A 24074-nucleotide genomic window follows, 5' to 3' on the forward strand; every position below is an offset into this window, starting at 1 on the left:
TTTTAAACTTCAATAAAGTTTTCTGATTCTTCCATCCGGACGGAAACAAGTTTGGAGACGCCTGACTCCTGCATCGTAATGCCATATAGGACATCTGCTTCTTCCATCGTGCCTTTGCGGTGAGTAATCACGATGAACTGCGTTTCCCTGCTGAACTTCCTTAAAAATTGACTGAACCGGACAACATTCGCCTCATCAAGCGCTGCCTCGACTTCATCAAGGATACAGAAAGGCACCGGACGCACTTTTAGAATGGAGAATAAAAGGGCTATGGCTGTCAATGCTCGTTCCCCCCCGGATAAGAGGCTCAAATTTTGCAGTTTTTTCCCGGGAGGCTGTGCAATGATATCTACCCCTGTATTTAGTAAATCATCCGGATTTGTCAGTTTCAGCTCGGCTCTGCCTCCGCCAAATAAAGCTTTGAAGACTTGTTCGAATTCTTCACGGATCGAATAGAAGGTATCCGCAAAGCGCCGCTTCATTTCATCATCCATTTCATCGATGACTTGGAATAATGTATCCTTCGCCTGTTGAAGGTCTTCCTTTTGACTTAGAAGGAATTCATAGCGTTCAGCTACACGTGCGTATTCATCAATTGCACCTAGATTCACCGTCCCCAGTTCCTCGATTGCAAGCTTGATGAGCTTCACCCTTTTTTGAGCTTCTTCTGCAGGCATCATCAATGGATACTGTTCTTTAGCACCTTCAAAGGAAAGGGTATATTCTTCTCTCAAGTGGTCGAGACGATTTTCCAGTTCGACATCCAGACGAGTTAATTTCACTTCTTCATCCTTTATCACTTCGACAATGCCTCTATAAAGTCGATTTTCTTCTTTCAAGGACAGTTCAAGCGATTCAACTTCCTTTAGAAGCTCGTTTTTTTCCTGTTTTTTTATGGTGATTCCTTCAATTGCCCCATTTTTGTCGAGCAATTTCTGCTGAGCCATATCTTCCAGTGACTCTTCCCCGCTTGAACTGTCTGTCATTTCATTGGTCAGGAGCCCTAAATCATCTTTGTTTTCGGCAAGCCTGCTTGTTTCCTTTGAAAGATCCGATTCAATGCGTTCCATCTTCTCTTTTTGGTTTTGCAGCTGGCCACGCTTAGAGGCAAGCATTACCCTCAGTTCATTCGTTTCTTCAGCAAGGCTCTCTTTTGAGGATTGTTGAGATTGCTTTTGTTCGGTCATTTCGGAAATCAACCTGTCAAGCCCTTCAATTTCCGATTTACATGAGTCCAAAAGTTCTTCCAGCTCTTCAAGTCTTGCTGTTTTTTGCTGTTGTTCTTCTAAATATGAATTTTTATCCAAATCATAAAGATGCAGCCGTTCATTCACATTTCTTTCCTGCAGCTCCACTTCACGGAGTTCGCCCTTAAGGGTTTGTTCTTGTAATCGAAGTCTCTCTCCTGTTTTTCTGGTTTGTTCAAGCGTTTGCTCTTGAACACCCACATCCACTTTGAGCTGTTTGACTTGCTTTTCTAGCTGATTCGTTTTAGCTTCCATGGCAGCAAGTTTTTGTTGGAGCTCTTCCAATTCCGTTTTCCTTGAAAGCAGGGAGGTCGTTTTTTGCTTTAAGGCTCCGCCGGTCATTGAACCGCCTGGATTGACGATATCCCCCTCAAGCGTTACGAAGCGGAAACGGTGCTGCATCATTTTCGCCAGGTCATTTGCACCTTTTAAATCTGTAGTGATCATCACGGTTCCCAATAGGTTTTCAGCAATCGCTGCATGCCTATCATCATATTGGATCAATGAGGAACCAGTCCCTACAAAAGCTGAATGGCTCTTCAGCATTGATAATTGGTTAGCTGATATCTCTCTTGCCTTTATGACTGATAAAGGCAAGAACGTCGCACGCCCATACCTATTTTTCTTTAAGAAGGAAATGGCTTCCCGTGCATGCTCCTCGCGTTCCACGACAACATGCTGCATCGCTCCGCCCAGAGCCGTTTCGATGGCCGTTTCATATTCCTTTGGAACCTTTATCAATTCCGCAACTGCCCCTTCAATGCCTGGAAGGGTTTCTTTCGCTTTCAAAACCTCTTTTACACCCTGAAAGAAGCCTGCATAATCATCTTCCATTTCTTCAAGCAGTTCCTTACGTGATTTTGCCTGTTGAAGGAATTGATAGGCCTTATAAAGGGTAGTTTCTTGTTTTTGATACGTATCTTTTGCCGCATTCAATTTATTCTGCTGATTTCGGAAATAAGTGACATGCTCTTCAAGCTGCTTGGTCATATCGTCCATCAGCTTTGAATATTCCATTTTTTTAGCAGTGATATCCATTCTTTCGGTTAAGAACTTTTCATTTTCCATGTCAAGTTTAGCATTTTTATGTTCCTGCTGTGTTAGCTGCTGGAGCAGGTATTGTTTTTCGTTTTTAGCCGATGCCTGCTTGTTCAACCACTCGATATAGTCACTCTTTTTCGCTTCGATCATCGCTTCGATGTCACTATTGAATAGGCCCAGGCTTTTTTGTTTTTCATGTAAGGTTTCAGAAATCCCTTTCACTTCCAAGTTCAGTGCATTCAGGATTTCCGTTTCTCTTTCCTTTTGCAAAGACAGACGCTCGACAGCAGCCTCACCTTCCACAATCGCTTTTTCCAGCTGTGACTTGTTTTGGGCGGCATTCTTTTTCCGTTCTTTCAAAACTTCTTTACGGCCTTCAAGCTTTTCAAGTTCTTCGCTGGCATTCAGGAGAATTTCCTGAAGACCATTGATCGATGTCTCAAGCGTCGCAAGACTATCCCTTAGCTTTTTGAGATGAGCTTCCCTATCATGAAGCTGTCCTGCCATTTGCTGTTCCATTTCATTATGTTTTTCAAGTTCTTGTGATAGTTTTTCCCATTTTTCATAAAGTTCTTCTATTTCAAAAACGGTTAAAGCCACTTCTATTTGCTCAAGCTCGTCTTTCTTCGCCAAAAATTCCTTGGCGAGGGAAGACTGAATTTTTAACGGCTCCACCTGCCCCTCCAATTCATGGAGGATATCATGGACACGGTTTAAGTTATCCTGTGTTTCCGTCAGCTTCGATTCCGCTTTTCGTTTTCTCGTTTTATACTTCAGGACACCGGCTGCTTCTTCAAAAATCACTCGTCTTTCTTCAGCCTTGCTGCTAAGGATTTCTTCCACTTTCCCTTGGCTGATGATGGAAAACGCTTCTCTCCCAAGACCAGAATCCATGAAAAGGTCTATGATGTCTTTCAGACGGCAACCTTGATTATTAATGAAAAATTCACTTTCTCCCGATCGATATACACGTCTTGTCACACTGACTTCATGAAAGTCAATCGGCAGGGAATTGGTCTCGTTATCAAGGGTCAATGATACTTCCGCAAAATTCAACGCTTTCCTCGTGTCACTTCCCGAAAAGATGATATCTTCCATTTTTGCTCCACGCAGTGATTTCGCAGACTGCTCTCCAAGTACCCATCGGACTGCATCGGTCACATTACTTTTACCGCTTCCGTTTGGTCCAACCACTGCCGTGACACCAGGTACAAAATCAATCGAAATTTTCTCTGCGAAAGATTTAAATCCTACAACGTCCAAACGTTTGAGGAACATGACCTTTCCCCCTCTATTGTTCAACTATCTTGTTGATTTTTTTTCTTTTAAAACGATCAATGCATGCTCGGCAGCATGCTGCTCCGCTTCTTTTTTGGACTTTCCTATTCCAGAGCCCAGCTCTTCCCCATTCAAGGAGACGGTCGAAACAAACTCCCGATTATGAGCCGGTCCTTTTTCCTGCAAGATCTTATATTGCAGGACACCGATGGCATCACGCTGGATCAGCTCCTGAAGCTGGCTCTTATAATCCATCACATGAGAAAAAGCACCCTCGTCTATCTTCGGAAACACGACATTCGTCAAAAACTGCACCACTGGCTCTAATCCTTGATCAAGGTACAAAGCACCAATATAGGCTTCGAATACATCCGCAAGCATGGCAGGGCGTTCTCTTCCGCCTGTCATTTCTTCCCCTTTTCCGAGCAATACATATTCCCCGTAAGAAAGACTATTGGCAAAAGCAACAAGTGAAGGCTCACATACAATGGCTGCCCTCAGTTTGGTAAGTTCACCTTCGCTCATCATCGGATATTTTTGATATAAGTATTTAGAGATGGTCAGTTCAAGTACAGCGTCCCCCAAGAATTCAAGCCTTTCATTATCTTCATAAGGCTTACGGCGATGCTCATTCACATAAGATGAATGTGTAAAAGCTTGTTTCAATAAATTTTCATCTTTAAAATGAAAACCCAGACTTTCTTGCAACTGTTTAAATTTATTATCCTTGATTGATGGTTTACGATTATTTCCGTTCCTACGCATCACACAAAACCCTCCACAACGGTTCAAAAAGCATATTTTTCCAATATATAAAAAGAAACCTGGCAGGAATTCCTGTCAAGCTTTCCTATGTACCATCATACATTATTATCCGCTTAAAGAAAACTAATGGCAAAAGACCATTGCCATGCAGGCGGTGCTTACCCATGTACATGCTCTTCCCTTATCTGACGCGGCATCAAACTTCTTTAGCAATAAGAGAAAGCCCCGTTAAAAAACGGAGCTTTTAGTCAAATGACAATTCATTACATAGTGCTTTGTATGTAATTCACAGCATCACCTACTGTGGCGATTTTTTCAGCGTCATCGTCCGAAATTTCCATATCAAACTCGTCTTCGAATTCCATGACTAGTTCAACTACATCCAGGGAATCGGCACCAAGATCTTCTTTGAAAGAAGCTTCAAGTTTTACCTCTGATTCTTCTACGTTCAAACGATCTACAACGATTTTAGTTACTCTTTCTAATACATCTGCCAATGTGTTCACCTCCCCTCAAGACATTATAAATTAATTTCGAAAAAAATCAAGAAAACTTACATGACCATGCCGCCATCTACATGAAGAGTTTGCCCAGTCATATATTTGCTGGCATCGGAAGCGAGGAAAGACGCCACTGCAGCAATATCTTTAGGGTCACCGAACCGCGCAAGCGGAATTTGGTCCAGCATGGCTTTTTGGACGTCTTCAGGCAATTCCCCAGTCATATCCGTAGAGATGAAACCTGGGGCAATCGCATTGACCGTAATGCCTCTTGAAGCAAGTTCCTTTGCCGTGGTTTTAGTCAAACCGATCACACCAGCTTTAGCCGCTACATAATTAGCCTGCCCTGCATTTCCGCTGACGCCGACGATCGATGCCATATTGATGATCCTGCCGCTGCGCTGCTTCATCATTTGCCTTGTAACCGCCTTTGTGCATAGGAACACGCCTTTAAGATTCGTATTGATCACAGAATCCCATTCATCTTCTTTCATACGCATCAATAGGTTATCACGTGTGATACCTGCATTATTAACCAGGATATCCACTCTGTCAAACTGTTCGATGACCTCTTTGATCATGCTTGTCACCGATTCACTATTTGCAACATCGCATTGGACGGCGAATGCTTTACGGCCCAATGCCTTGATTTCATCAACCACTTCATTCGCTTTAGCTTCACTGCCGGAATAGTTGATGGCAACGTCTGCTCCCTGACGGGCAAGTTCCAATGCAACTTCCCTGCCAATACCTCGTGAAGCTCCCGTTACAAGTGCTTTTTTACCTTCGAGGATCATGCTTGTACCCCCTTCAATGTTTCAATTGTTTTAGTTAGAGTATCTATATCGGAAACCGAATGAATTTGAACGGAACGATCGATTTTCTTTATCAATCCGCCCAATACTTTCCCCGGCCCCACCTCGATGAACGTATCCACGCCCAATTCAAGCAGATTTTTCACGCTGTCTTCCCAAAGGACCGGTGAATACAGCTGTTCGATTAATTTTTCTTTAATTTCAGCAGGTGCTGTAATGGGCTTAGCCGTTACGTTTGAAATGACAGGAATTTCTGCCTGTTTGAAGCTTACTTCATCGAGGACCCCCTGTAACTTTTCTGCTGCCGGTTTCATTAATTCCGAATGGAACGGTCCACTCACTTCAAGAGGAAGAGCCCGTTTAGCCCCATTTTCCTTGGCTTTTGCACTTGCAAGTTTAACCCCTTCGGAGGTGCCTGAAATGACGATTTGCCCTGGACAATTAATATTGGCCAATTGAACGGATTCACCAGTGGCCGTAATTTCAGAAGTGACTTCAGATAAAGCTTCACGGTCCATTCCCAATATCGCAGCCATTGAGCCTTGGCCATTCGGTACCGCAGCTTCCATGAATTCACCACGTTTACGTACTGTATATACGGCATCTTCAAAAGAAATTGCGCCAGATGCCACTAATGCCGTATATTCACCTAAGCTGTGCCCGGCTGTATAATCGGGTTTGATCCCCGCTTCTTCCAGCTCCTTGACAAAAGCATAACTCGTGGTCAATAAAGCAGGCTGTGCATTATAAGTCACCGTTAATTCTTGTTGTGTGCCATTAAAGATCAATTCGGAAAGTGGAAAATCAAGTTTTTCATCGGCTGATCGAAAAATTTGCTGAGCACGCTCGTTTTCCTGAAATAATCCATGCCCCATTCCTATTGATTGTGATCCTTGTCCTGGAAAGACAAAAGCAATTTTACCCATATGTTACTCCCCTGCCTCTATGATTTATTATTGTTTTTCTATCGTCTCCGCAATTGTCGATATGACGTCATTACCAACCATATCGCGAGTCTGGCGTATTGCATTATAGACTGCATTCGCATCTGAAGAACCATGAGCCTTAATGACAGGGGCCTTCAAACCGAAGAGGCCGGCACCGCCATACTCCGAGTAATCCATTTTATTTTTTATGCCTTTTAGTTCAGGCTTTACCATTGCTGCAGCCAGCTTACTCTTGAGGTTGCTCATCAAGGCCGTTTTCACCATTTTAAATACACTCATAGCAGTACCTTCAAGCGTCTTTAACACCATATTTCCCGTGAAGCCGTCGGTCACGACAACATCTGCCGGCCCGCTTAGGAGGTCCCTGGCCTCTACATTGCCTATAAAGGATATCTCCGATGATTGCTGCAGTAATGTAAAGGCATGCTTAGTCAGTTCATTCCCTTTTTTTTCTTCTGTTCCGATATTAAGTAATCCGACTCGGGGCTTTTCGATTCCCCGCACTTTTTGAGCATAAACAGACCCCATTATGGCGAATTGAAGGAGATGCTCCGGTTTCGCATCGGAGTTTGCGCCTACATCCAGTAGTACAAAACCTTTGCCATCGATTGTCGGAAGGGTTGGAGCCAACGCCGGACGTTCAATGCCTTCTATCCTTCCGACCACAAACAAGCCTGCAGCCATTAGCGCCCCTGTATTGCCTGAAGAAATGCATGCATCCGCTTCTCCGTCAGCCACTTGCTGTGCAGCCAATACCATCGAGGCGCTTTTCTTGCGGCGAACCGCACGAACAGGTTCATCGGTGCTTAATATTTTTTCATCAGTATGTATAACCTTTATACGGCCATGTTTCGCTAAGTATTGGTCGATCTCCGATTCATTGCCTATCAAGGTGATTTCCACATCGGAAAAAGCCTCGACAGCTTTCATCGCTCCCAAAACCTGTGCCTTGGGAGCATTATCGCCACCCATTGCATCTATCGTTATCTTCATTATCTTTCATCCTTTACTAGCAAGTTAAGAGCGATACATTTCGAACTCGCCTTTAAAAACCAGTTCATTACCCACGTAGCTTCTAACCTCCACCACGGAACGATCGTTGGTGTGGTCCACGTTTTTAACCCTAGCTTTAGCTACCACTCTTTCATTTTCCTTTACAGAACGAGTAAATAAAATGGATGCTTTCGCAGTTAATGCCAATTCATCATTTATGACTGCTACAGCCAATGAATTTGCTTGGGCAAAAAGGTGATGTCCCCTTGCAATTCCATTCCGTTTAAAGACATGCTCCTTATTTATATCCAAAATCGAAATTGCATTGTCATCTAAATTAAGATCAATTACTTCCCCGATGATTTCATCCAAAGGCAATGCCCTGATTTCGTCACTGAATTTTTTCTCGGCCACGCTTTTAATACGTTCACGCAGTTCCGGTATCGATAATTCAAGACGGTCAAGCCTAATGGTCTGGACGCTCACCGAATATTTTTCAGCCAGCTCCTCATCCGTTACAAAAGGATTCTGTTTAATCGTTTCGATTAATAATTGCTGGCGTTCCTTCTTATTTCTTCGCATTTGAAGGTCACCATCCGTAGTATTATGACTAGGTACTAATAGTAGTATATATATTTTAAAAACAGATTGCAAGATATTGAGTGAAATCTCACAATCTGCTATTGGGTTTTTTATTCAGTTCAGTCCAGCTTTTCTCCCGTGAATACTCCCGTTCCCGCTAAATAGTTCCGCAGCGGTGCATACTCAGGGGAATGCCAAAAGCTTTGGGAGGCAATCAATTTTGCAGCATCTTCCCTTGCCACTTCCAAGGTCCTGTAATCATGGACCATGTCGGCTACCTTGAACTCGGGAAGGCCGCTTTGTTTTTTACCGAAGAAGTCCCCGGGGCCGCGTAGTTCCAAATCTTTTTCGGAAAGGGCGAATCCATCGTTTGTCTCGGTCATGATTTTCATCCGTTCTTTGCCGACTTCCGTTTTCGGATCAGCCAGCAAGATGCAAAAGGACTGATCGCTTCCCCGTCCAACCCTTCCGCGCAACTGATGCAACTGTGAAAGCCCAAAGCGCTCCGCATCATAAATGACCATTACCGTTGCATTTGGAACATTCACCCCAACCTCGACAACCGTCGTGGAAACAAGGATTTGTGCTTCATTGGCACTAAACTGCTGCATCACTTCGTCTTTTTCATCCGCGGGCAGCCGGCCATGCATAAGTCCCACTTTGTACCTGTTCGCAAAGTATTGAGTCAGCATTGCATGAACATCGAGAACATTCTGTAAAGAATCGAGTTTCTCCGACTCCTCAATCAACGGACAGATAACGTAAGCCTGTCTCCCTTTCTTTAGTTCCTTTTCGACAAATGTTAAGATCCGATCAAGCATTTGGTGTTTTGCCCAATAGGTTTCTATCGCTTTACGCCCGGCAGGCATTTCATCGATCGTCGAGACGTCCATTTCCCCAAACACTGTAATTGCAAGCGTTCGCGGAATCGGTGTAGCCGTCATGAAAAGTACATCTGGATTTGTACCCTTTTCACGAAGGATCCGGCGCTGCTCCACTCCGAAACGATGTTGTTCATCCGTTATGACAAGTCCCAGGTTCCGAAAATTCACTTCATCCTGTATCAATGCATGTGTTCCTATCAAAAGATCTAGCTCCCCGGATTCCAGCATTTGCAATAGTTCCTTGCGCTTTTTACCTTTTACCGAACTTGTCAGCAATGCGACCTTCACTCCACTCGGTTCCAACATCGCCTTCAGCGATTGAGTATGCTGCTCAGCCAAGATTTCCGTCGGGACCATTAATGCACCTTGGAAACCTGCTGTAATCGTCGCCTTCAGGCATATCGCGGCAACCACCGTTTTTCCAGACCCGACATCCCCTTGAAGCAGGCGATTCATCCTGTAGGGAGATTTCATGTCATTCATTATTTCCTCGACGACCCTATTCTGAGCGTTCGTCAAAGGAAAAGGGAGAGTTCCAACAAAGGCTTCGAGCTGCTCCATGTCAAACTCTTGGCCAATTCCTTTTGACTGCTCCCGCTGCACTTTACGAAGTGCCTGCATTTTAAGTTGAAATAATAAAAATTCTTCATACACAAAACGGCGGCGAGCCTTTTTCACCTCATTGGCCGATTGAGGGAAATGCATGGTACGAAGAGCGTCGTTACGCGGCATCAGTTTGTATGCCGACAATAATTGCGGGGGCAGATTTTCTTCTATCATTGCCCCATATTCAGAAAATGCATTGGAGATAAAGCGACGGAGCCCTTTGACAGTAATGCTGCCCTTCACTGAGTATACCGGTTCGAACTCTTTCTCCCGGCTACGATCGCCAACGTGGCATTCCGAGCCTGTAATGGTTTGGCGATGACGATCCCACTTTCCCGTTACCGTTACAGTTTCGCCTATCGCAAGCTTCGGCTTCAGATATGGCTGGTTAAAAAAAATCACATTTATTAAATATCTCCCGCTTAACACTTTAATCGTAAGCCTGGATTTTTTCTTTCCGAAGTACCCTAATGTAGGCACCGTATGAACTTTGCCTTCTATGGTAACCCGCTCATCATGCTCGACCGTTTCTAAATCCCTCAAGCGGTAATCTTCATAGCGATATGGAAGGTGCTCAAGGAGATCCGCGACGGTATGGATCTCCATTTCCCCCAAAGCTGCCCCCGTTTCGGCCCCAATGCCCTTTACTGCTGTTATGGGTTTCTGTAAAGCGGGGTTCACTTCTTATTCAGCGGCAAGCCAAAGATTTTGGCTTCCAACTCCCGTCCAGTCGGTGTAGCCGCTAAACCTCCTTGTGCAGTTTCCCTAAGAGCCGATGGCATCGTTTGCCCGATTTTGTACATCGCATCAATCACTTCATCACACGGTATGCGGCTTGTGATCCCCGCTAGCGCCATATCTGCGGCAACCATAGCATTGGCTGCACCCATGGCATTACGCTTCACACAAGGCACCTCCACAAGCCCAGCAACAGGGTCACACACAAGGCCAAGCATGTTCTTTAATGTGATTGCCATCGCTTCTGCACTTTGCGCAGGTGTCCCTCCTGCCATTTCAACGATGGCTGCCGCCGCCATGCCCGAAGCAGAACCGACTTCAGCCTGACAGCCCCCTGCGGCTCCAGAGATCGAAGCATTATTCGCTACAACAAAACCAAACGCCCCTGCTGTAAATAGGAACTCAATTTTCTGTTCCCGATTCGGCTTTAATTTATTTTGCAAAGCAAAAAGGGTTCCAGGCACAACACCGGCAGATCCGGCAGTAGGCGTCGCACAAATCGTTCCCATGGCTGCGTTCACTTCGTTCGTTGCCACCGCTTTGCTTACCGCATCCAGCAGCAGTTCACCGGATAAGGAATTTCCTGATTTAATGTAAGTCTGAAGAAGGACTGCATCCCCTCCCGTCAGGCCGGAAACGGACCGGACACCTTGAAGTCCTTTTTCAACTGCCTGTTCCATTACATCCAGGTTGACTCCCATCTGGCGGATGATTTCTTCACGGCTTTTTCCCGTTACTTCCATTTCCTGTTCTATCATCAGCGTTGAAATTTTTTTTTGCTTTGATTCAGCTAATTCTACTAATTCCGCTACATTACGAAACATGATTTCTTCTCCTTCCTAAGTGGAAACGATTGCCCTATCAATCCACAATCCTCGCTACTTGAGTGATGTTGGGGAGTGCTGTAATTTCAGCGATGACGTGATCCTCCAGGTTTTGGTCCACTTCAATCGTCATCAAGGCCATCTTCCCTTTTTCTTTTCGGGAGACTTCCATCTGGCCAATATTGATTTGATGCTTGGCTAATATGTTTGAAACATTTGCGATGGCACCAAATCGATCATCATGAACGACGAGTATGGCAGGGTTGTGCCCGGAGAGCCTCAATTTAAACCCGTTCAGTTCGACGATTTCGATTTTCCCCCCGCCTATCGATATTCCGACAAGTTCCAGTTCACCATCATCATCACCAACCGTTATTTTTGCTGTATTGGGATGTTCCGGTACGGCTTCTTCTTCCCGAAAAGTAATTTTCATCTTTTTTTTACGTGCTATTTCCAGGGATTCTTTGATTCTCTCATCAAATGTATCAAAATCAAGTAAGCCTCCTACAATGGCTACATCCGTTCCATGGCCTTTATAGGTTTTGGCAAATGATCCGTAAAAAGAAATATGGGCCCATTTTGGTTCCCGGTCGAATAAATTCCTGGCAACCCTGCCGATCCTTGCAGCTCCTGCCGTATGGGAACTAGAGGGGCCGATCATAACAGGACCAATTATATCGAATACACTTCTAAATTTCATGACTTGCTCCTCCTTCTATACACTGGGAGTCAGTTTAATAATAAAGCCTGATATATTGTAATTACAATTACGCTGTCCGTAATCCTTCTTTTCATAAAAAATAAAACTGCATAGCCTAATGACATATGCAGTTTATTGCCTTTTATTTTTTTCAGGATCCTCAAACATTGTGACGAATAAGTCTCCCTCATCTTCACGGTTCTCTACTTATTCAATTGAAAAAATGAAAGAATATAAAGGTTGTTTCCCATTATGCACTTCAACTTCAACGTCTTCGAAATTCTCATTACAAAACGCAACAAGACTTTCGACATTTTCAGCAGTGGCATCTTCTCCATATAAAATGGTAAGGATTTCTGAATCTTCGTCAATCATATCGGAAAGAAGATCTTTTGCCGCTTGAGTCATGTCTTTATCCTTCACTTTGATGGTGCCTTCAGCAATTCCCATGAAGTCCCCGGTCTCGATTGCAAGACCGTCAATGTTGGTATCCCGGACAGCATAAGTAATCTGGCCCGTTTTCACATGCGAAAGGGCTTCGATCATCGCTTTTTTATTCTCTTCAGCATCAAGTGAAGGGTTGAAAGCCAGCAATGCAGCCATTCCCTGTGGTACTGTTTTCGTTGGGATGACAGTCACATGATCCCCAAGTACATCTGCAGCCTGATCGGCCGCCATGATGATATTTTTATTGTTAGGCAAGATGATCACATGATCTGCATATGCCTCTTCGACAGCTTTAACGATATCTTCCGTGCTAGGATTCATCGTTTGTCCGCCTTCGATGACGGACTTAGCGCCGATGCTTTTGAATAATTCGCTGATGCCAGCACCCATCGCCACTGACACTACAGCGTACTTCTCTTTGGTGGACGGTTTAGTTTGAAGCGGTGTATTCGTCTTACCTAAAATCGCAGTATGCTGTTCACGCATATTATCGATTTTCATTTTTATTAAGCTACCATATTGCTGTCCATAATTCAGGCACGTGCCAGGCTGTTCAGAGTGAATATGTACCTTGACGACTTCATCATCTGAGATGACTAATAAAGAATCTCCGTATTCACTTAAATCATTTCTGAATTTTTCTTCATCAAATGATTTATTGGCAAGTTTTTCATTTTCCAATCGGACCATGAATTCCGTGCAGTAGCCATACACGATATCTTCCGTGTTCATATGCCCTTGTACATTCATGTGATGTTCGGCATTGATCATGTCATCCATGCTTGGGCCATTTGCAGGTCGGACTGGGAGGGCCTCACCTTTCAGCTCAGCAAGGAAACCTTCATAAACGAACACCAACCCTTGCCCGCCGCTATCAACGACTCCCACTTCTTTTAAGACTGGAAGCAGATCCGGTGTGCGCTTTAATGAAGCATTGGCCTCCGTAACGATTTCTTCCATCACCTGAATAAGGTCTATATGCTTTGCTGCTGATGAAACCGCTTGCTTGGCTGCATCTTTTGCAACCGTTAAAATGGTTCCTTCAACAGGTTTCATAACGGCTTTATAAGCTGTCTGAACCCCCGCTTCAAAAGCTTGGGCAAATTCTTCACTATTGATTTCCGATTTATGTTCAATCGCTTTAGCAAAACCGCGGAACAGTTGAGAAAGGATAACTCCCGAATTGCCGCGTGCGCCCATTAGCAGTCCTCTTGAAAGTGACGCACCCACTTTCCCGATGTGTTCCTGGACGTTATTTTGCACTTCCTTCGCACCCGAAGTCATCGATAAATTCATATTCGTTCCTGTATCCCCATCTGGAACAGGGAAAACATTCAACGCATCAACCATTTGGGCATTAGCCGCTAAATGGTTGGCACCTTGAATGATCATTTCTGCAAAGCGCTTTCCGTTCAAACTTGTAATTGACACAAAACTTTCCTCCTATACTTAAGGGTTCGTCACACGAACTCCCTGTACAAAAATGTTGACGGAATCAACAGCTAATCCTACAGTTTTGTCCAGGGTGTACTTTACCTTTGATTGCACATTATGTGCAACTTCCGAGATTTTAGTTCCATAACTTACGATAATATACATATCGATGTGAACTTCTTCCTCTTCTTGACGGACAATTACACCCTTAGTAAAGTTTTCTTTTCTTAAAATTTCGGCAATGCCGTCTTTAAATTGTTTTTTGGAAGACATTCCTATAATTCCATAGCAATCAACGGCTGCGCCGCCTGCTACAGTAGCGATAACCTCATTAGAGATATCAATTTGTCCATACTTCGTTTGTAATTCGATAGACATTTTCTTTTCCCTCCCAAAAATCAAATCAACTAAAGACATTTTACTATAATGTCTATGGTTTTAAAAGTAAATGTCTTACGGTACTATATATAAATCAATTTTGAAGTATGTATGTCAAGGTTTTTTTCTTGAAAGTAATTAACTGAAGTATTGCATTCTAACGGTAGGTATGATAAATTATTAAAGTATTTTACAAAGACTTAAGACGACTGCGAAAAACTTAAGCTTGTTGTAGTTAGGAGGGAATTTGACATGGCACGTAAATGTGTAATCACTGGAAGAAGAACTCGTTCTGGTAACAGCCGCTCTCACGCAATGAACGCTAGCAAGCGTACATGGGGCGCTAACCTTCAAAAAGTACGTATTTTAGTTGACGGTAAACCTAAACGTGTATACGTTTCTGCAAGAGCTCTTAAATCGGGCAAAGTAGAACGCGTATAATGTTACGGCATCCTCTTAGGATGCCTTTTTACTTGTAATGGCCGGTATTTAATGGGTATGGTTTCAATTCGTTGATCGGGTCTTTCCTGCATCAAGGAGGGAGCCTTCACCCATTAATGGATGGCCGCCCCTTTTTACCGAAAAAATAACACCTCCCTTAATTTGAGAGGTGTCATGGAGATAAGTATCAGCCTTTTTTAAACGCTCCGAGCATAGCCCTTACCAAACTGCCCAGAACTTTTGGCAATTTAATCGTATAAAATTTCATCATGCCCCTCCTCTTTGCATCCCACAATTAAAGATGAAGTGGAATTTTTCTATTACAACATAAGCTTTTAAGCGGATATAGGATGATCGTAATTATATCCGAATCTGCTTTAAGCATGAATTTTAATCACTGCTTCTTATCACCATTAATATGCCTTTCTCAAATGAAACATTCCCAGATTCGGAAATTAGTTCATTGCTGATGCAAAGCGTCGAACCTATTTCCAAGCTTGCATCATCCAGCGGGTATTTGAATCCCGAAAGTGTAATGCCGGTGACTTCAGCCGTTACGGGGAGCAATGACAAGTATTTCTTATCTTTCAAAGCAGTGACCTCATATGAACCTGCTGTCTTTACCGTGAATATATTTTGCCGATCGACTATGTATATATCCATATCGCCATGATGAGGGAGGACACTTTCTTTTTGGAGCAGCTGGATATTCCCAAGAAAATGGTCCATTCTTCCCCCTGTTGCGCCCAGAATGTGAATTTCACTTGGCTTTTGCCCTATTGCCCATTTAAATGCGATCTCTAAATCCGTTTCATCCTTTTCCGAAGAATATAGATTGATTTGTTCCAGCCTTTGCTCAATTTTCCTGTATTCATCTTCCGAAACTGAATCAAAATCCCCAAAACCGCATCTAGGTTCGATACCTTTTTCAAGTAAAGACCATACTCCCCTGTCAACCCCGACCCAAAGGTCAGTCTTCTCCTTATACCATGTCAGATCCGGCCAAAAACATTCCGGACCTCCAGCCATAATACTAATAATCATCGAAATCATCCTTTTCTATACATATTCATATCAAAGATTCCTATGTTTGATTGATAAAAAAAGCCGATCACCATCATACGAATATGATAGTGTCGGCTTATATCACTTTCCCCGAATCTTTTGAATCGCTGCGTTTCGATCTTCTTGATTATATATTGCCGAGCCTGCCACAAGGATTGTCGCCCCTTGTTCAATACATAGTTTAGCCGTTTCTTCATTTACTCCACCATCAATCTCTATTTCCAGACTTTGATTATACATTTCCGCCATCGCCTTCACTTCGGCAATTTTGGGAAGAACGGATTTAATGAACTTTTGTCCGCCAAAACCAGGGTTGACCGTCATCAACAATACCATGTCAATATCTTCGATTATAGGTTGGATCAAGGAAGCTGGAGTGGCTGGATTAAGCACCACGCCTGCCTTTACACCAAAAGATTTAATCAATTGGATCGTCCGATGCAAATGTGTGCATGCCTCTACATGTACAGTTATATAATCGGCTCCCGCTTTCGCAAAGGCCTCGATATAACGATCTGGTTGTTCGATCATTAAATGAACATCAAGCGGAAGCTTTGTTATGGGGCGGATAGCATCGACAATTAGTGAGCCTATCGTTATATTCGGCACGAAATGCCCATCCATGACATCTACATGGATTAAATCCGCTCCGCCCCTTTCCACATCAAGAATTTCTTCTCCCAATTTTGCAAAGTCAGCTGATAAAATGGATGGTGCGATTTTAACCATTTTAATACCTCGGCTTTCTATCTCTGATTTCTTCTAAGAATTGCATATAATGCTCATATCGATAACGTGGAATTTCCCCGGCATCAACTGCTTCCTTCACTGCACACTTCGGTTCTTTATCGTGCAGGCAGGCCCTGAATTTACAGTCTTCCCCATGCTTATGCATTTCCGGGAAGCAATAGGATAACCGTTCAGCTTCCATTTCCATGAATTCAAGTGAACTGAACCCTGGAGTATCCGCGACAAGTCCAGAGCCGATATGAATCAATTCGACGTGGCGGGTGGTATGCTTCCCACGTCCCAAGTGTGAAGAAATATCATCCGTCTTTAAAGCCAATTCAGGATTGATTGCATTCAGCAAAGACGATTTCCCAACACCTGACTGCCCGGCAAATACACTGGTTTTTCCTTCTAAATAAGGCACTAGTTCTTCAATTCCTCCAGCGGTAACAGAAGATGTTTCCAGTACAGTATAGCCAAGTTTCTGATAGTCATTGATATACTGAGACAATTTCTTTTGGCTTTCAGCTGTAACCAAGTCCAGTTTCGTCACGACGATAATCGGTTCGATTTCGTTATCTTCAATCAGTACGAGAAATCGATCGAGCAATGCCGGACTGAAATCAGGTTCTACTGCTGAAAAGACAAGGATTGCCTGGTCTACATTTGAGATTTGCGGACGTATCAATTCATTCTTTCGTGGTTTTATTTCGGTCACGGTCCCGTCCGTTTTATTTTCCGCTTCAAAAACAACATAATCACCCACGAGCGGAGTTACCTTATTCTTCCTGAACAGGCCCCTTCCACGGCATTGATAAACCTCTTCACCATCAAGGACATAATAAAATCCACTTAATGCTTTGATAATTTTTCCTTCGGGCATAACCACACTCCTAATTATTAAATTTATTCTGGATATGAGACGGATTGATCGATGATGACCTGATTGTCCCGCATGACTTTATATCCTGCTTTCTTATCCGGGGAAACCATTAATTCAATCGTTCTCTTCGCATCTTCCAATATATAGAATGTTTCTTTAGGCTCCGTCATGCTATTGTTGATATCCTCGATGAAAATTTGTATTTTTTGCGTTTTGCCTGGCTCAACCGGATCATACTCGATTTTGATTTCCTCCGTTACACTCTCGGGAGGAATCTCTTCTTTCCCTTTTGAAATGACCACTTTCACTGTACTGCCCTTTTCCACCTTCGTAGCAGGTTCGGGTGACTGGGAAATGACTAGCCCCTCCGCTACGGAATCATCATAGATTTTTTCTTCAACATCGATCTTTATTCCACTCTCATTGGAATAATCAGTAAGGCCAGCTTCATTGAACCCCGTTAAGTTCTTCAAGCTCAGCAGATCTGCCCCTTTACTGACCGTTAACTCTAGCTCCGTTTCGGATGGTACGACCTCAGAGGCACCCGAGGGCGATTGTTCAATGATCGTGCCGGCTGCACTGTCATCATATTTTTCGGTCACGCTTATGTTTTTGAATCCCATTTTATCAAGCAGGGATTTAACATCAGAGTAGTCTCGACCTTCATAGCTGGACAATGAAATCGTCTCTTTACCAATGCTTTGATAAATATCGATCACTGCACCTTCCTTGACCGTCCTACCTTCCTTAGGGTTGGTTTTGATCACAAGACCAGCTTCAACCTCTTCATCTTCAATCTCGATCGTTTCGCCAACTTTCAAATCCAATTCAAGCAATTCAGTAATGGCATCATCCAATTCTTCCCCATTTAGGTCCGGGATCGTCACTTCCTTAGAGACAAGGAGGGGAGGTAAAACAGTGACAGATAAAACAGCAAGCAGGGCGAGAACTAAAAAGGTGGTCACCAGGATTGCAGGCATGTTCTTTCGTTTTTTACCATTATGTTCCGACTTGTTTTTTTGTTTTTTCTGTTTCTTCTGTTTCTTATTCGATTTACTCTCTGCTTCAGAATCACTTTCCTCATCATCCGCATAAACTAAAGTATTTTTTTCAGGACCCCTTATGATTGTCTCATCGACGCTGGAAAGCTGATCATCCGTTATTACGGGGATGGCTTTTGTTGCATCATGATCTTCGGGAATGGCAAAAGGCAGTTCATTTGAACGCTCAGGATTAAGCGACGTCCGTATGTCATCTTCCATCGAGTCTACGCTCTCATAGCGGTAATATGAATCTTTAGCTGTCGCTTTCAAGATAATATTTTCCACACTCTGGGGTATTTCAGAGTTCCAGCGTTTTGGCGACGGAGTTTCCGATTGTAAATGTTTAAGAGCTATCGACACGGCTGATTCACCCGAAAATGGCAATCTTCCCGTCAACAATTCAAACATGACGATGCCAAGTGAATAAATGTCCGACTTCTTATTGGCCATACCGCCTCTGGCCTGTTCCGGAGATAAATAATGAACCGAGCCCAAGACTGCGTTGGTCTGCGTTATGTTTGTTGCACTTAGTGCCAATGCAATGCCGAAGTCCGTAATCTTGACGGTTCCTTCTTTATCAATCAAAATGTTCTGTGGCTTGATATCACGATGAATGATCCCATTATGATGGGCATGGGAAATCGCTGCCGTGATTTGCCTCATGATATCCAAGGCTTCATCAACTGGAATTGGATAATATTTTTGTATGTATTGCTTAAGTGTAAACCCGTCAACGTATTCCATTACAATATAATAGATGGAATCTTCTTCACCAACATCATAAATACTTACGATATTGGGATGGGCCAAACTGGTTGCCGATTGGGCTTCCCGATTAAAGCGCTTGATGAACTCTTCGTCATTATTAAAATCCATGCGAAGGATTTTCAATGCGACATCCCTATCTAAGATCATATCCCTTGCAAGGTAAACATTCGCCATACCGCCGCCACCGACCATCTCGATCAGTTTATAACGGCCGTTGATTCTTCTACCAATCAACATTCAATTCACCTGCTTTCACTTTCTTCAGTAAATTGAACAAGCACAAGTGTGATATTATCTTCCCCACCGTAGTGATTGGCCTTATTTATTAATGAATTCGCCTTTTCTTCAAGTGACTGTCCATTGGTTACCGTTTCTTCCAGTTCCTGTTCACTCACTTTATTCGTCAATCCATCCGAACAAAGCAACAGTAAATCATTTTCTTCGAAGATGACCGTCATAATGTCCATTTCCACTTGCATTTCTGTCCCCAAGGCTCGTAATAAAACATTTTTCCGTGGATGGTTTTCGGCATCTTCCTTCGAAATCTGACCGGAACGGACCAATTCGTTAACGAGTGAATGATCTTCCGTGACCTGCTTAAAACCGCTCTCATTATACAAATAGCACCGGCTGTCCCCGATGTTGGCAATCGTAGCAAACTTGTCGGTGCAAATGGCTGCAACAATGGTGGTCCCCATGCCCTTACATTCCGTATTCGCTTCTGCATATTCAAAAAGCAACTGATTGACCGAGAAGATTTGCTGCTTCAGCCAATCCTCGGCATCATTTGCCGTTTCGATTCCGGTTGATACTTCCCAGCCCTTTTTCAGAAGGTCTATCGTCATTGCACTGGCTACATCCCCGGCACGGTGGCCGCCCATGCCATCTGCAACGATGGCAAGGCGAACGCCTTCCGAGTTCTTAAAGATTCCGCCATTATCTTCATTATGCTGGCGGACTTTTCCACGGTCTGTCTTAAATATTGCCCTCATAGGGTCACCTCGTCTCTTCTTTGCGCTCCTTGGCCCGAAGCTGGCCGCAGGCTGCGTCAATATCACTGCCTTGTTCCCTTCGGATCGTTACATTTATGCCGCGCTTCTTCAATGTTTTTTCAAACTCAAAAATTTGGTCCCGAGGTGTTCGTACATAGTTGCGTTCAGGTACATAGTTAACCGGTATTAAGTTAACATGGCATTTTATCCCTTTTATTAAAGCTGCTAATTCTTCAGCGTGCTCCACTGTATCATTCTCGCCACCGAATAGACCATATTCAAAACTTACACGGCGACCTGTTTTTTCTGTATAGTACTTGATTGCTTCGATCAAGTCTGGAAGTTTGTAGGCCTTATTGATCGGCATCAATTTACTTCTCAATTCCGTATTTGGTGCATGAAGGGAAACAGCAAAGTTTATTTGCATGCTTTCTTCGGCAAACTTATAGATCTTAGGAATGATTCCACTTGTGGAAACGGTAATATGACGTGCCCCGATGTTCAAGCCCTTTTCATGGTTTATGTTCTTCAAGAATGACATCATATTATCGTAGTTATCAAACGGTTCACCTATACCCATGATTACGACAGAACTAACACGTTCTTCCGATTCGTCAAGTGCTTGCTGAACTTTTACGACCTGGGCAACTATTTCCCCTGATTCAAGATTCCGCTTTAAACCGCCTAATGTCGACGCACAGAATGTACAGCCAATTCTACATCCTACCTGCGTTGTCACGCAAATGGAGTTTCCGTATTCATGGCGCATCAGCACCGTTTCTATCGAATAACCATCTTGGAGTTCAAATAAAAACTTCATCGTTCCGTCATTGGACGTTTGCTGAATCAAAGTTTTCAAAGTTGTGAAGGTGAATTGCGATTCCAACTTATCCCGTAATGATTTCGAAAGGTTGGACATATCTTCAAAACTGGAGACACGTTTTTTATAAAGCCAGTCATATACTTGATCGGCCCGGAATGCCTTTTCTCCATTTTGAACAAGCCATTCTTTAATTTGGTGTAGCTCCAATGAGTAAATCGACGGTTTTTCTGGTGTCGTATCTTTTCTTACTCTAGATGATTTAGTGATTTCTGCCATTACAGCACCTTCTTTCTAAAACTCGCAATAAAGAATCCGTCACTGCTAAAATATTGCGGAAAAACTTGCAGCGTATGACCCTCGATGAATGGCTGAACGCTTTCAGGCATTCTTGCGGACAAGGTTGCATCGCTTTCAAAATCCGGGTGGCTTTCCAAAAATGCTGCAGCGACTTTGTCATTTTCTTCTTTATCCACCGTACAGGTACTATATACTAACCGTCCGCCTTGCTTAACAAGCGGGGCAGCCGATTCCAATAATTGTTTTTGTATACTTGAGAGTTTCATTATATCATCTTTTGTTTTAGTGTACTTTACATCAGGCTTCCGGCGCATGACTCCCAACCCGGAACATGGTGCATCGATCAGGACCCTGTCAAAACCTTCCTTATTGAAGTGTTCTTGCACTTTTCTGCTATCAAGGGCCATTGTCTTAATATTGTTTCTGAGCTTTAGGCGCTCCGCCTGCTCTTTAATGAGCTTGACCTTATGCTCATGAAGGTCGAGCGCATATACTTGTCCAGTGGTCAAGCCTTCTGCGATATGTGTCGTTTTCCCTCCAGGTGCGGCACAGCAATCGAGTACAGCATCATTTTCATTTGCACCCAATGCATGGGCAACAAGCATTGAACTCTCGTCCTGAATCGATAAATAACCCAATTTATAGCTTTCTGAATGAGCAAGATTCCCTTTATAGCTGACAATTGCTTCGGGAACGACTTCACTTGCTTCAACATCATATCCTTCTTCCGTTAATATGCTGATCAGTTCACGGCGTGAAACCTTCTTTAAATTAACCCGACCCGTCTGTAATGGCGCAGTTAAGTTGATTTCACACATTTCCTTGGTTTTTTCATAGCCAAATTGCTCTACCCAGCGCTTTACAAGCCAAATTGGATGACTTACTTCTATGGAAAGCCGTTCCAGATCATCTTTAATTTCATCTAAAGAAGAAACACCATTCCTTTGGATGTTGCGAAGCACTCCATTGACCATCGAAGATGTACCCTTGTGTCCGCGTTTTTTGGAAATTTCGACAGCCTCGAAAATGATTGCATGATCAGGCACTTTATCTAAATAGACCATTTGGTAAACGGAAAGCCTAAGTAAATTGATGACCCAGCTTTGCGTTTTTTTAGGTTGTTTAATATATGGGTTCAAATAATAATCCAAAGTCATCTTACGCTGTATGGTACCGTAGCTTATTTCTGTAAGCAAACCGCTGTCCACGACGGATAACTGGTGCTTTTTAATCAAGTTGTTCAATAATAGGTTACTGTAGGATTGGTTTTTCTCTACAGATTCCAAAATATCGAGAGCGATTTCACGTACTCCCTTTTTAGTTTGCTTCATTCTGTTCTCCTAACTTCATGCCTGCTTTAATGAACGATCCGGCTCCGCGCAAGTAATCTTTCGCCGGCATTTTTTTCTTTCCTGAAGGCTGCAGTTCTGTAACCAGTATTGCCGTCTCATTGCCTGTCGAAACGATGAATCCATCATTTTGTACATCAATGACCGTGCCCGGCACAGCCTGATTGCCATCTTCAAGTTTCTTTACCTGCCAAATCTTCAAAATGGACCCGTCTAAGGTTGTATAAGCAACAGGCCAAGGATTCAGGCCGCGTACATGGTTATAGATGTCTTCCCCTGATTTCGACCAGTCGATTCTTTCCTCTGACCGCTTGATGTTAGGTGCAAAAGACGCTCTGGCCTCATCCTGCTTGATCGGCTGTAACTCCTCATTAATAAGTTTCGGAAGTGTCTCTGCAAGTAAATCCGACCCTATCTTGCTTAATTTATCATGCAGCGTTCCGACATTATCTTGTTCCTCTATAGCAACTTCCGCCTGAGTTAATATATCACCGGCATCCAATTTTTCCGCCATATACATGATGGTTATCCCAGTCTTTTCTTTCCCCTGTAAAATGGAATAATGAATGGGCGCCCCTCCACGCAGTTCTGGAAGCAGGGAGGCATGTACATTAATACATCCGTACTTAGGGGCATCCAGCAATTCATTCGGAAGGATTTGTCCGAAAGCCGCCGTCACCACCAAGTCAGCATTCAATGCGATGATCTTTTCAAGTTCTTCTTTTTCACGGATTTTTTCGGGCTGATAAACGGGAATCCCATGCTTTTCGGCTTCGACCTTAACTGGAGGCGGCGTTAGCACCTTTTTTCGGCCTACTGGACGATCGGGCTGTGTGACAACAGCGATCACATCATATCCTTCATCAATGATTCTTTTCAATACCGGCACTGAAAAGTCCGGTGTACCCATAAATATTATTTTCGTCATTCTTCTCCATACCTTTCTAACTCTTCTTCCGAAATATACCGGGAAACCTTACTTGTAAATAAAACTCCTTGCAGATGATCGATTTCGTGCTGAAGGGCCCTTGCAAGGAAATCTTCCGCTTCTATCTCGAAAAAAGATCCTTTTCGGTCTTGTGCCCGGACTTTGACACGGTATGGACGCGTTACTTCGCCATATAAACTCGGGAAGCTCAAGCATCCTTCAACACCTGTCTGTTCGCCTTCCATTTCCAGCACTTCCGGATTAATCAGTTCGATTGCACCTGCTCCTTCCTCTATTTCAACGACGGCCACTTGCTTTTTCACGCCAACCTGAGGTGCTGCAAGTCCAACGCCATCCGCCTCCACCATCGTTTCATACATGTTATTTAACAGCTTTGCCAACTTTTTATCAAAACTTGTTACTTTATCGCATTTTTGTTGTAAAATTTTTTCAGGAAACAAGACAATCGGTAAAATAGCCAAAATTAAAGGTAACCTCCTAGATATGAAAAACAACACTTCATTATATAAAAACGCAAGCTGTAACAGCTCGCGGTAATCATCCATCTCTTAAACAA

At 43.4% G+C, this 24074-nt stretch carries 23 protein-coding genes; 1 reads left to right on the plus strand and 22 read right to left on the minus strand.

What is annotated here, in order from left to right; genetic code table 11:
* Window positions 1-2 precede the first annotated feature (2 nt).
* From smc to ACIQZD_RS07555, 12 genes are all read right to left on the minus strand, one after another.
* Entirely contained in the window at window positions 3-3566 is a 3564-nt protein-coding gene (gene smc, locus ACIQZD_RS07500) for a chromosome segregation protein SMC (RefSeq protein WP_402900329.1), read from the minus strand.
* Between the two features lie 24 nt (window positions 3567-3590).
* Entirely contained in the window at window positions 3591-4331 is a 741-nt protein-coding gene (gene rnc, locus ACIQZD_RS07505) for a ribonuclease III (RefSeq protein WP_402902005.1), read from the minus strand.
* A 263-nt stretch (window positions 4332-4594) separates the two neighbouring features.
* A complete protein-coding gene (locus tag ACIQZD_RS07510; RefSeq protein WP_034313729.1) occupies window positions 4595-4828 on the minus strand; it encodes an acyl carrier protein in 234 nt (77 codons plus the stop codon).
* Window positions 4829-4884: 56 nt separating this feature from the next.
* Window positions 4885-5628: a 3-oxoacyl-[acyl-carrier-protein] reductase gene (gene fabG, locus ACIQZD_RS07515; protein WP_137018757.1), complete on the minus strand. Its 744-nt coding sequence runs from the start codon at window positions 5626-5628 to the stop codon at window positions 4885-4887.
* Entirely contained in the window at window positions 5625-6572 is a 948-nt protein-coding gene (gene fabD / locus ACIQZD_RS07520) for an ACP S-malonyltransferase (RefSeq protein ID WP_101224624.1), read from the minus strand. The genes fabG and fabD overlap by 4 nt, the downstream gene beginning before the upstream one ends.
* Window positions 6573-6599: 27 nt before the next feature.
* A complete protein-coding gene (plsX, locus tag ACIQZD_RS07525; RefSeq protein ID WP_402900334.1) occupies window positions 6600-7586 on the minus strand; it encodes a phosphate acyltransferase PlsX in 987 nt (328 codons plus the stop codon).
* 24 nt (window positions 7587-7610) lie between these two features.
* Window positions 7611-8168 carry a transcription factor FapR gene (fapR, locus tag ACIQZD_RS07530; RefSeq protein ID WP_034313744.1) on the minus strand — a complete coding sequence of 186 codons (558 nt, stop codon included), beginning with the start codon at window positions 8166-8168 and terminating at the stop codon, window positions 7611-7613.
* Window positions 8169-8287: 119 nt separating this feature from the next.
* Window positions 8288-10339, minus strand: a complete 2052-nt coding sequence (gene recG / locus ACIQZD_RS07535) for an ATP-dependent DNA helicase RecG (protein WP_402900337.1) — start codon at window positions 10337-10339, stop codon at window positions 8288-8290.
* Window positions 10336-11220 (minus strand): L-serine ammonia-lyase, iron-sulfur-dependent, subunit alpha, encoded by an 885-nt coding sequence (sdaAA, locus tag ACIQZD_RS07540; protein WP_101224621.1) that lies wholly within the window; start codon window positions 11218-11220, stop codon window positions 10336-10338. Before sdaAA ends, recG begins: the two co-directional genes overlap by 4 nt.
* A 37-nt stretch (window positions 11221-11257) precedes the next feature.
* Entirely contained in the window at window positions 11258-11920 is a 663-nt protein-coding gene (gene sdaAB / locus ACIQZD_RS07545) for an L-serine ammonia-lyase, iron-sulfur-dependent subunit beta (protein ID WP_137018761.1), read from the minus strand.
* A 207-nt stretch (window positions 11921-12127) separates the two neighbouring features.
* Window positions 12128-13798, minus strand: a complete 1671-nt coding sequence (locus tag ACIQZD_RS07550; protein WP_402900343.1) for a DAK2 domain-containing protein — start codon at window positions 13796-13798, stop codon at window positions 12128-12130.
* 18 nt (window positions 13799-13816) lie between these two features.
* Window positions 13817-14179, minus strand: coding sequence for an Asp23/Gls24 family envelope stress response protein (locus ACIQZD_RS07555; RefSeq protein ID WP_034313762.1), 363 nt, complete (start codon window positions 14177-14179; stop codon window positions 13817-13819).
* Window positions 14180-14431: 252 nt separating this feature from the next.
* Between ACIQZD_RS07555 and rpmB the strand changes: the two genes are divergently transcribed.
* Entirely contained in the window at window positions 14432-14620 is a 189-nt protein-coding gene (gene rpmB / locus ACIQZD_RS07560; RefSeq protein ID WP_034313767.1) for a 50S ribosomal protein L28, read from the plus strand.
* A 187-nt stretch (window positions 14621-14807) separates the two neighbouring features.
* On the opposite strand, the gene spoVM is transcribed toward rpmB, so the two are convergent.
* The 10 genes from spoVM to def form a co-directional block, all read right to left on the minus strand.
* Entirely contained in the window at window positions 14808-14888 is an 81-nt protein-coding gene (gene spoVM / locus ACIQZD_RS07565; RefSeq protein ID WP_034313769.1) for a stage V sporulation protein SpoVM, read from the minus strand.
* Window positions 14889-15010: 122 nt separating this feature from the next.
* Window positions 15011-15664: a thiamine diphosphokinase gene (locus ACIQZD_RS07570; protein ID WP_402900349.1), complete on the minus strand. Its 654-nt coding sequence runs from the start codon at window positions 15662-15664 to the stop codon at window positions 15011-15013.
* A 102-nt stretch (window positions 15665-15766) separates the two neighbouring features.
* A complete protein-coding gene (rpe, locus tag ACIQZD_RS07575) occupies window positions 15767-16414 on the minus strand; it encodes a ribulose-phosphate 3-epimerase (RefSeq protein ID WP_402900353.1) in 648 nt (215 codons plus the stop codon).
* Window position 16415: 1 nt separating this feature from the next.
* A complete protein-coding gene (gene rsgA / locus ACIQZD_RS07580; RefSeq protein ID WP_402900356.1) occupies window positions 16416-17297 on the minus strand; it encodes a ribosome small subunit-dependent GTPase A in 882 nt (293 codons plus the stop codon).
* A 23-nt stretch (window positions 17298-17320) separates the two neighbouring features.
* Window positions 17321-19345, minus strand: coding sequence for a Stk1 family PASTA domain-containing Ser/Thr kinase (gene pknB, locus ACIQZD_RS07585; RefSeq protein WP_402900359.1), 2025 nt, complete (start codon window positions 19343-19345; stop codon window positions 17321-17323).
* Window positions 19346-19350: 5 nt separating this feature from the next.
* Window positions 19351-20100 (minus strand): Stp1/IreP family PP2C-type Ser/Thr phosphatase, encoded by a 750-nt coding sequence (locus ACIQZD_RS07590; RefSeq protein WP_402900362.1) that lies wholly within the window; start codon window positions 20098-20100, stop codon window positions 19351-19353.
* 4 nt (window positions 20101-20104) lie between these two features.
* Complete coding sequence (rlmN, locus tag ACIQZD_RS07595; protein WP_402900364.1) at window positions 20105-21199, minus strand: dual-specificity RNA methyltransferase RlmN; 1095 nt, start codon at window positions 21197-21199, stop codon at window positions 20105-20107.
* On the minus strand, window positions 21199-22551 hold the full coding sequence (gene rsmB, locus ACIQZD_RS07600; protein WP_402900367.1) for a 16S rRNA (cytosine(967)-C(5))-methyltransferase RsmB: 1353 nt from the start codon (window positions 22549-22551) through the stop codon (window positions 21199-21201). Before rsmB ends, rlmN begins: the two co-directional genes overlap by 1 nt.
* The gene (fmt, locus tag ACIQZD_RS07605) at window positions 22538-23497 is read right to left on the minus strand and encodes a methionyl-tRNA formyltransferase (protein WP_402900370.1); all 960 of its coding nucleotides are present in this window, start codon (window positions 23495-23497) and stop codon (window positions 22538-22540) included. The genes rsmB and fmt overlap by 14 nt, the downstream gene beginning before the upstream one ends.
* Window positions 23494-23979 carry a peptide deformylase gene (gene def / locus ACIQZD_RS07610; protein ID WP_402900373.1) on the minus strand — a complete coding sequence of 162 codons (486 nt, stop codon included), beginning with the start codon at window positions 23977-23979 and terminating at the stop codon, window positions 23494-23496. Before def ends, fmt begins: the two co-directional genes overlap by 4 nt.
* Between the last annotated feature and the right edge of the window lie 95 nt (window positions 23980-24074).

Source organism: Peribacillus sp. NPDC096447 (assembly GCF_044762725.1).
Classification (GTDB): domain Bacteria; phylum Bacillota; class Bacilli; order Bacillales; family DSM-1321; genus Peribacillus.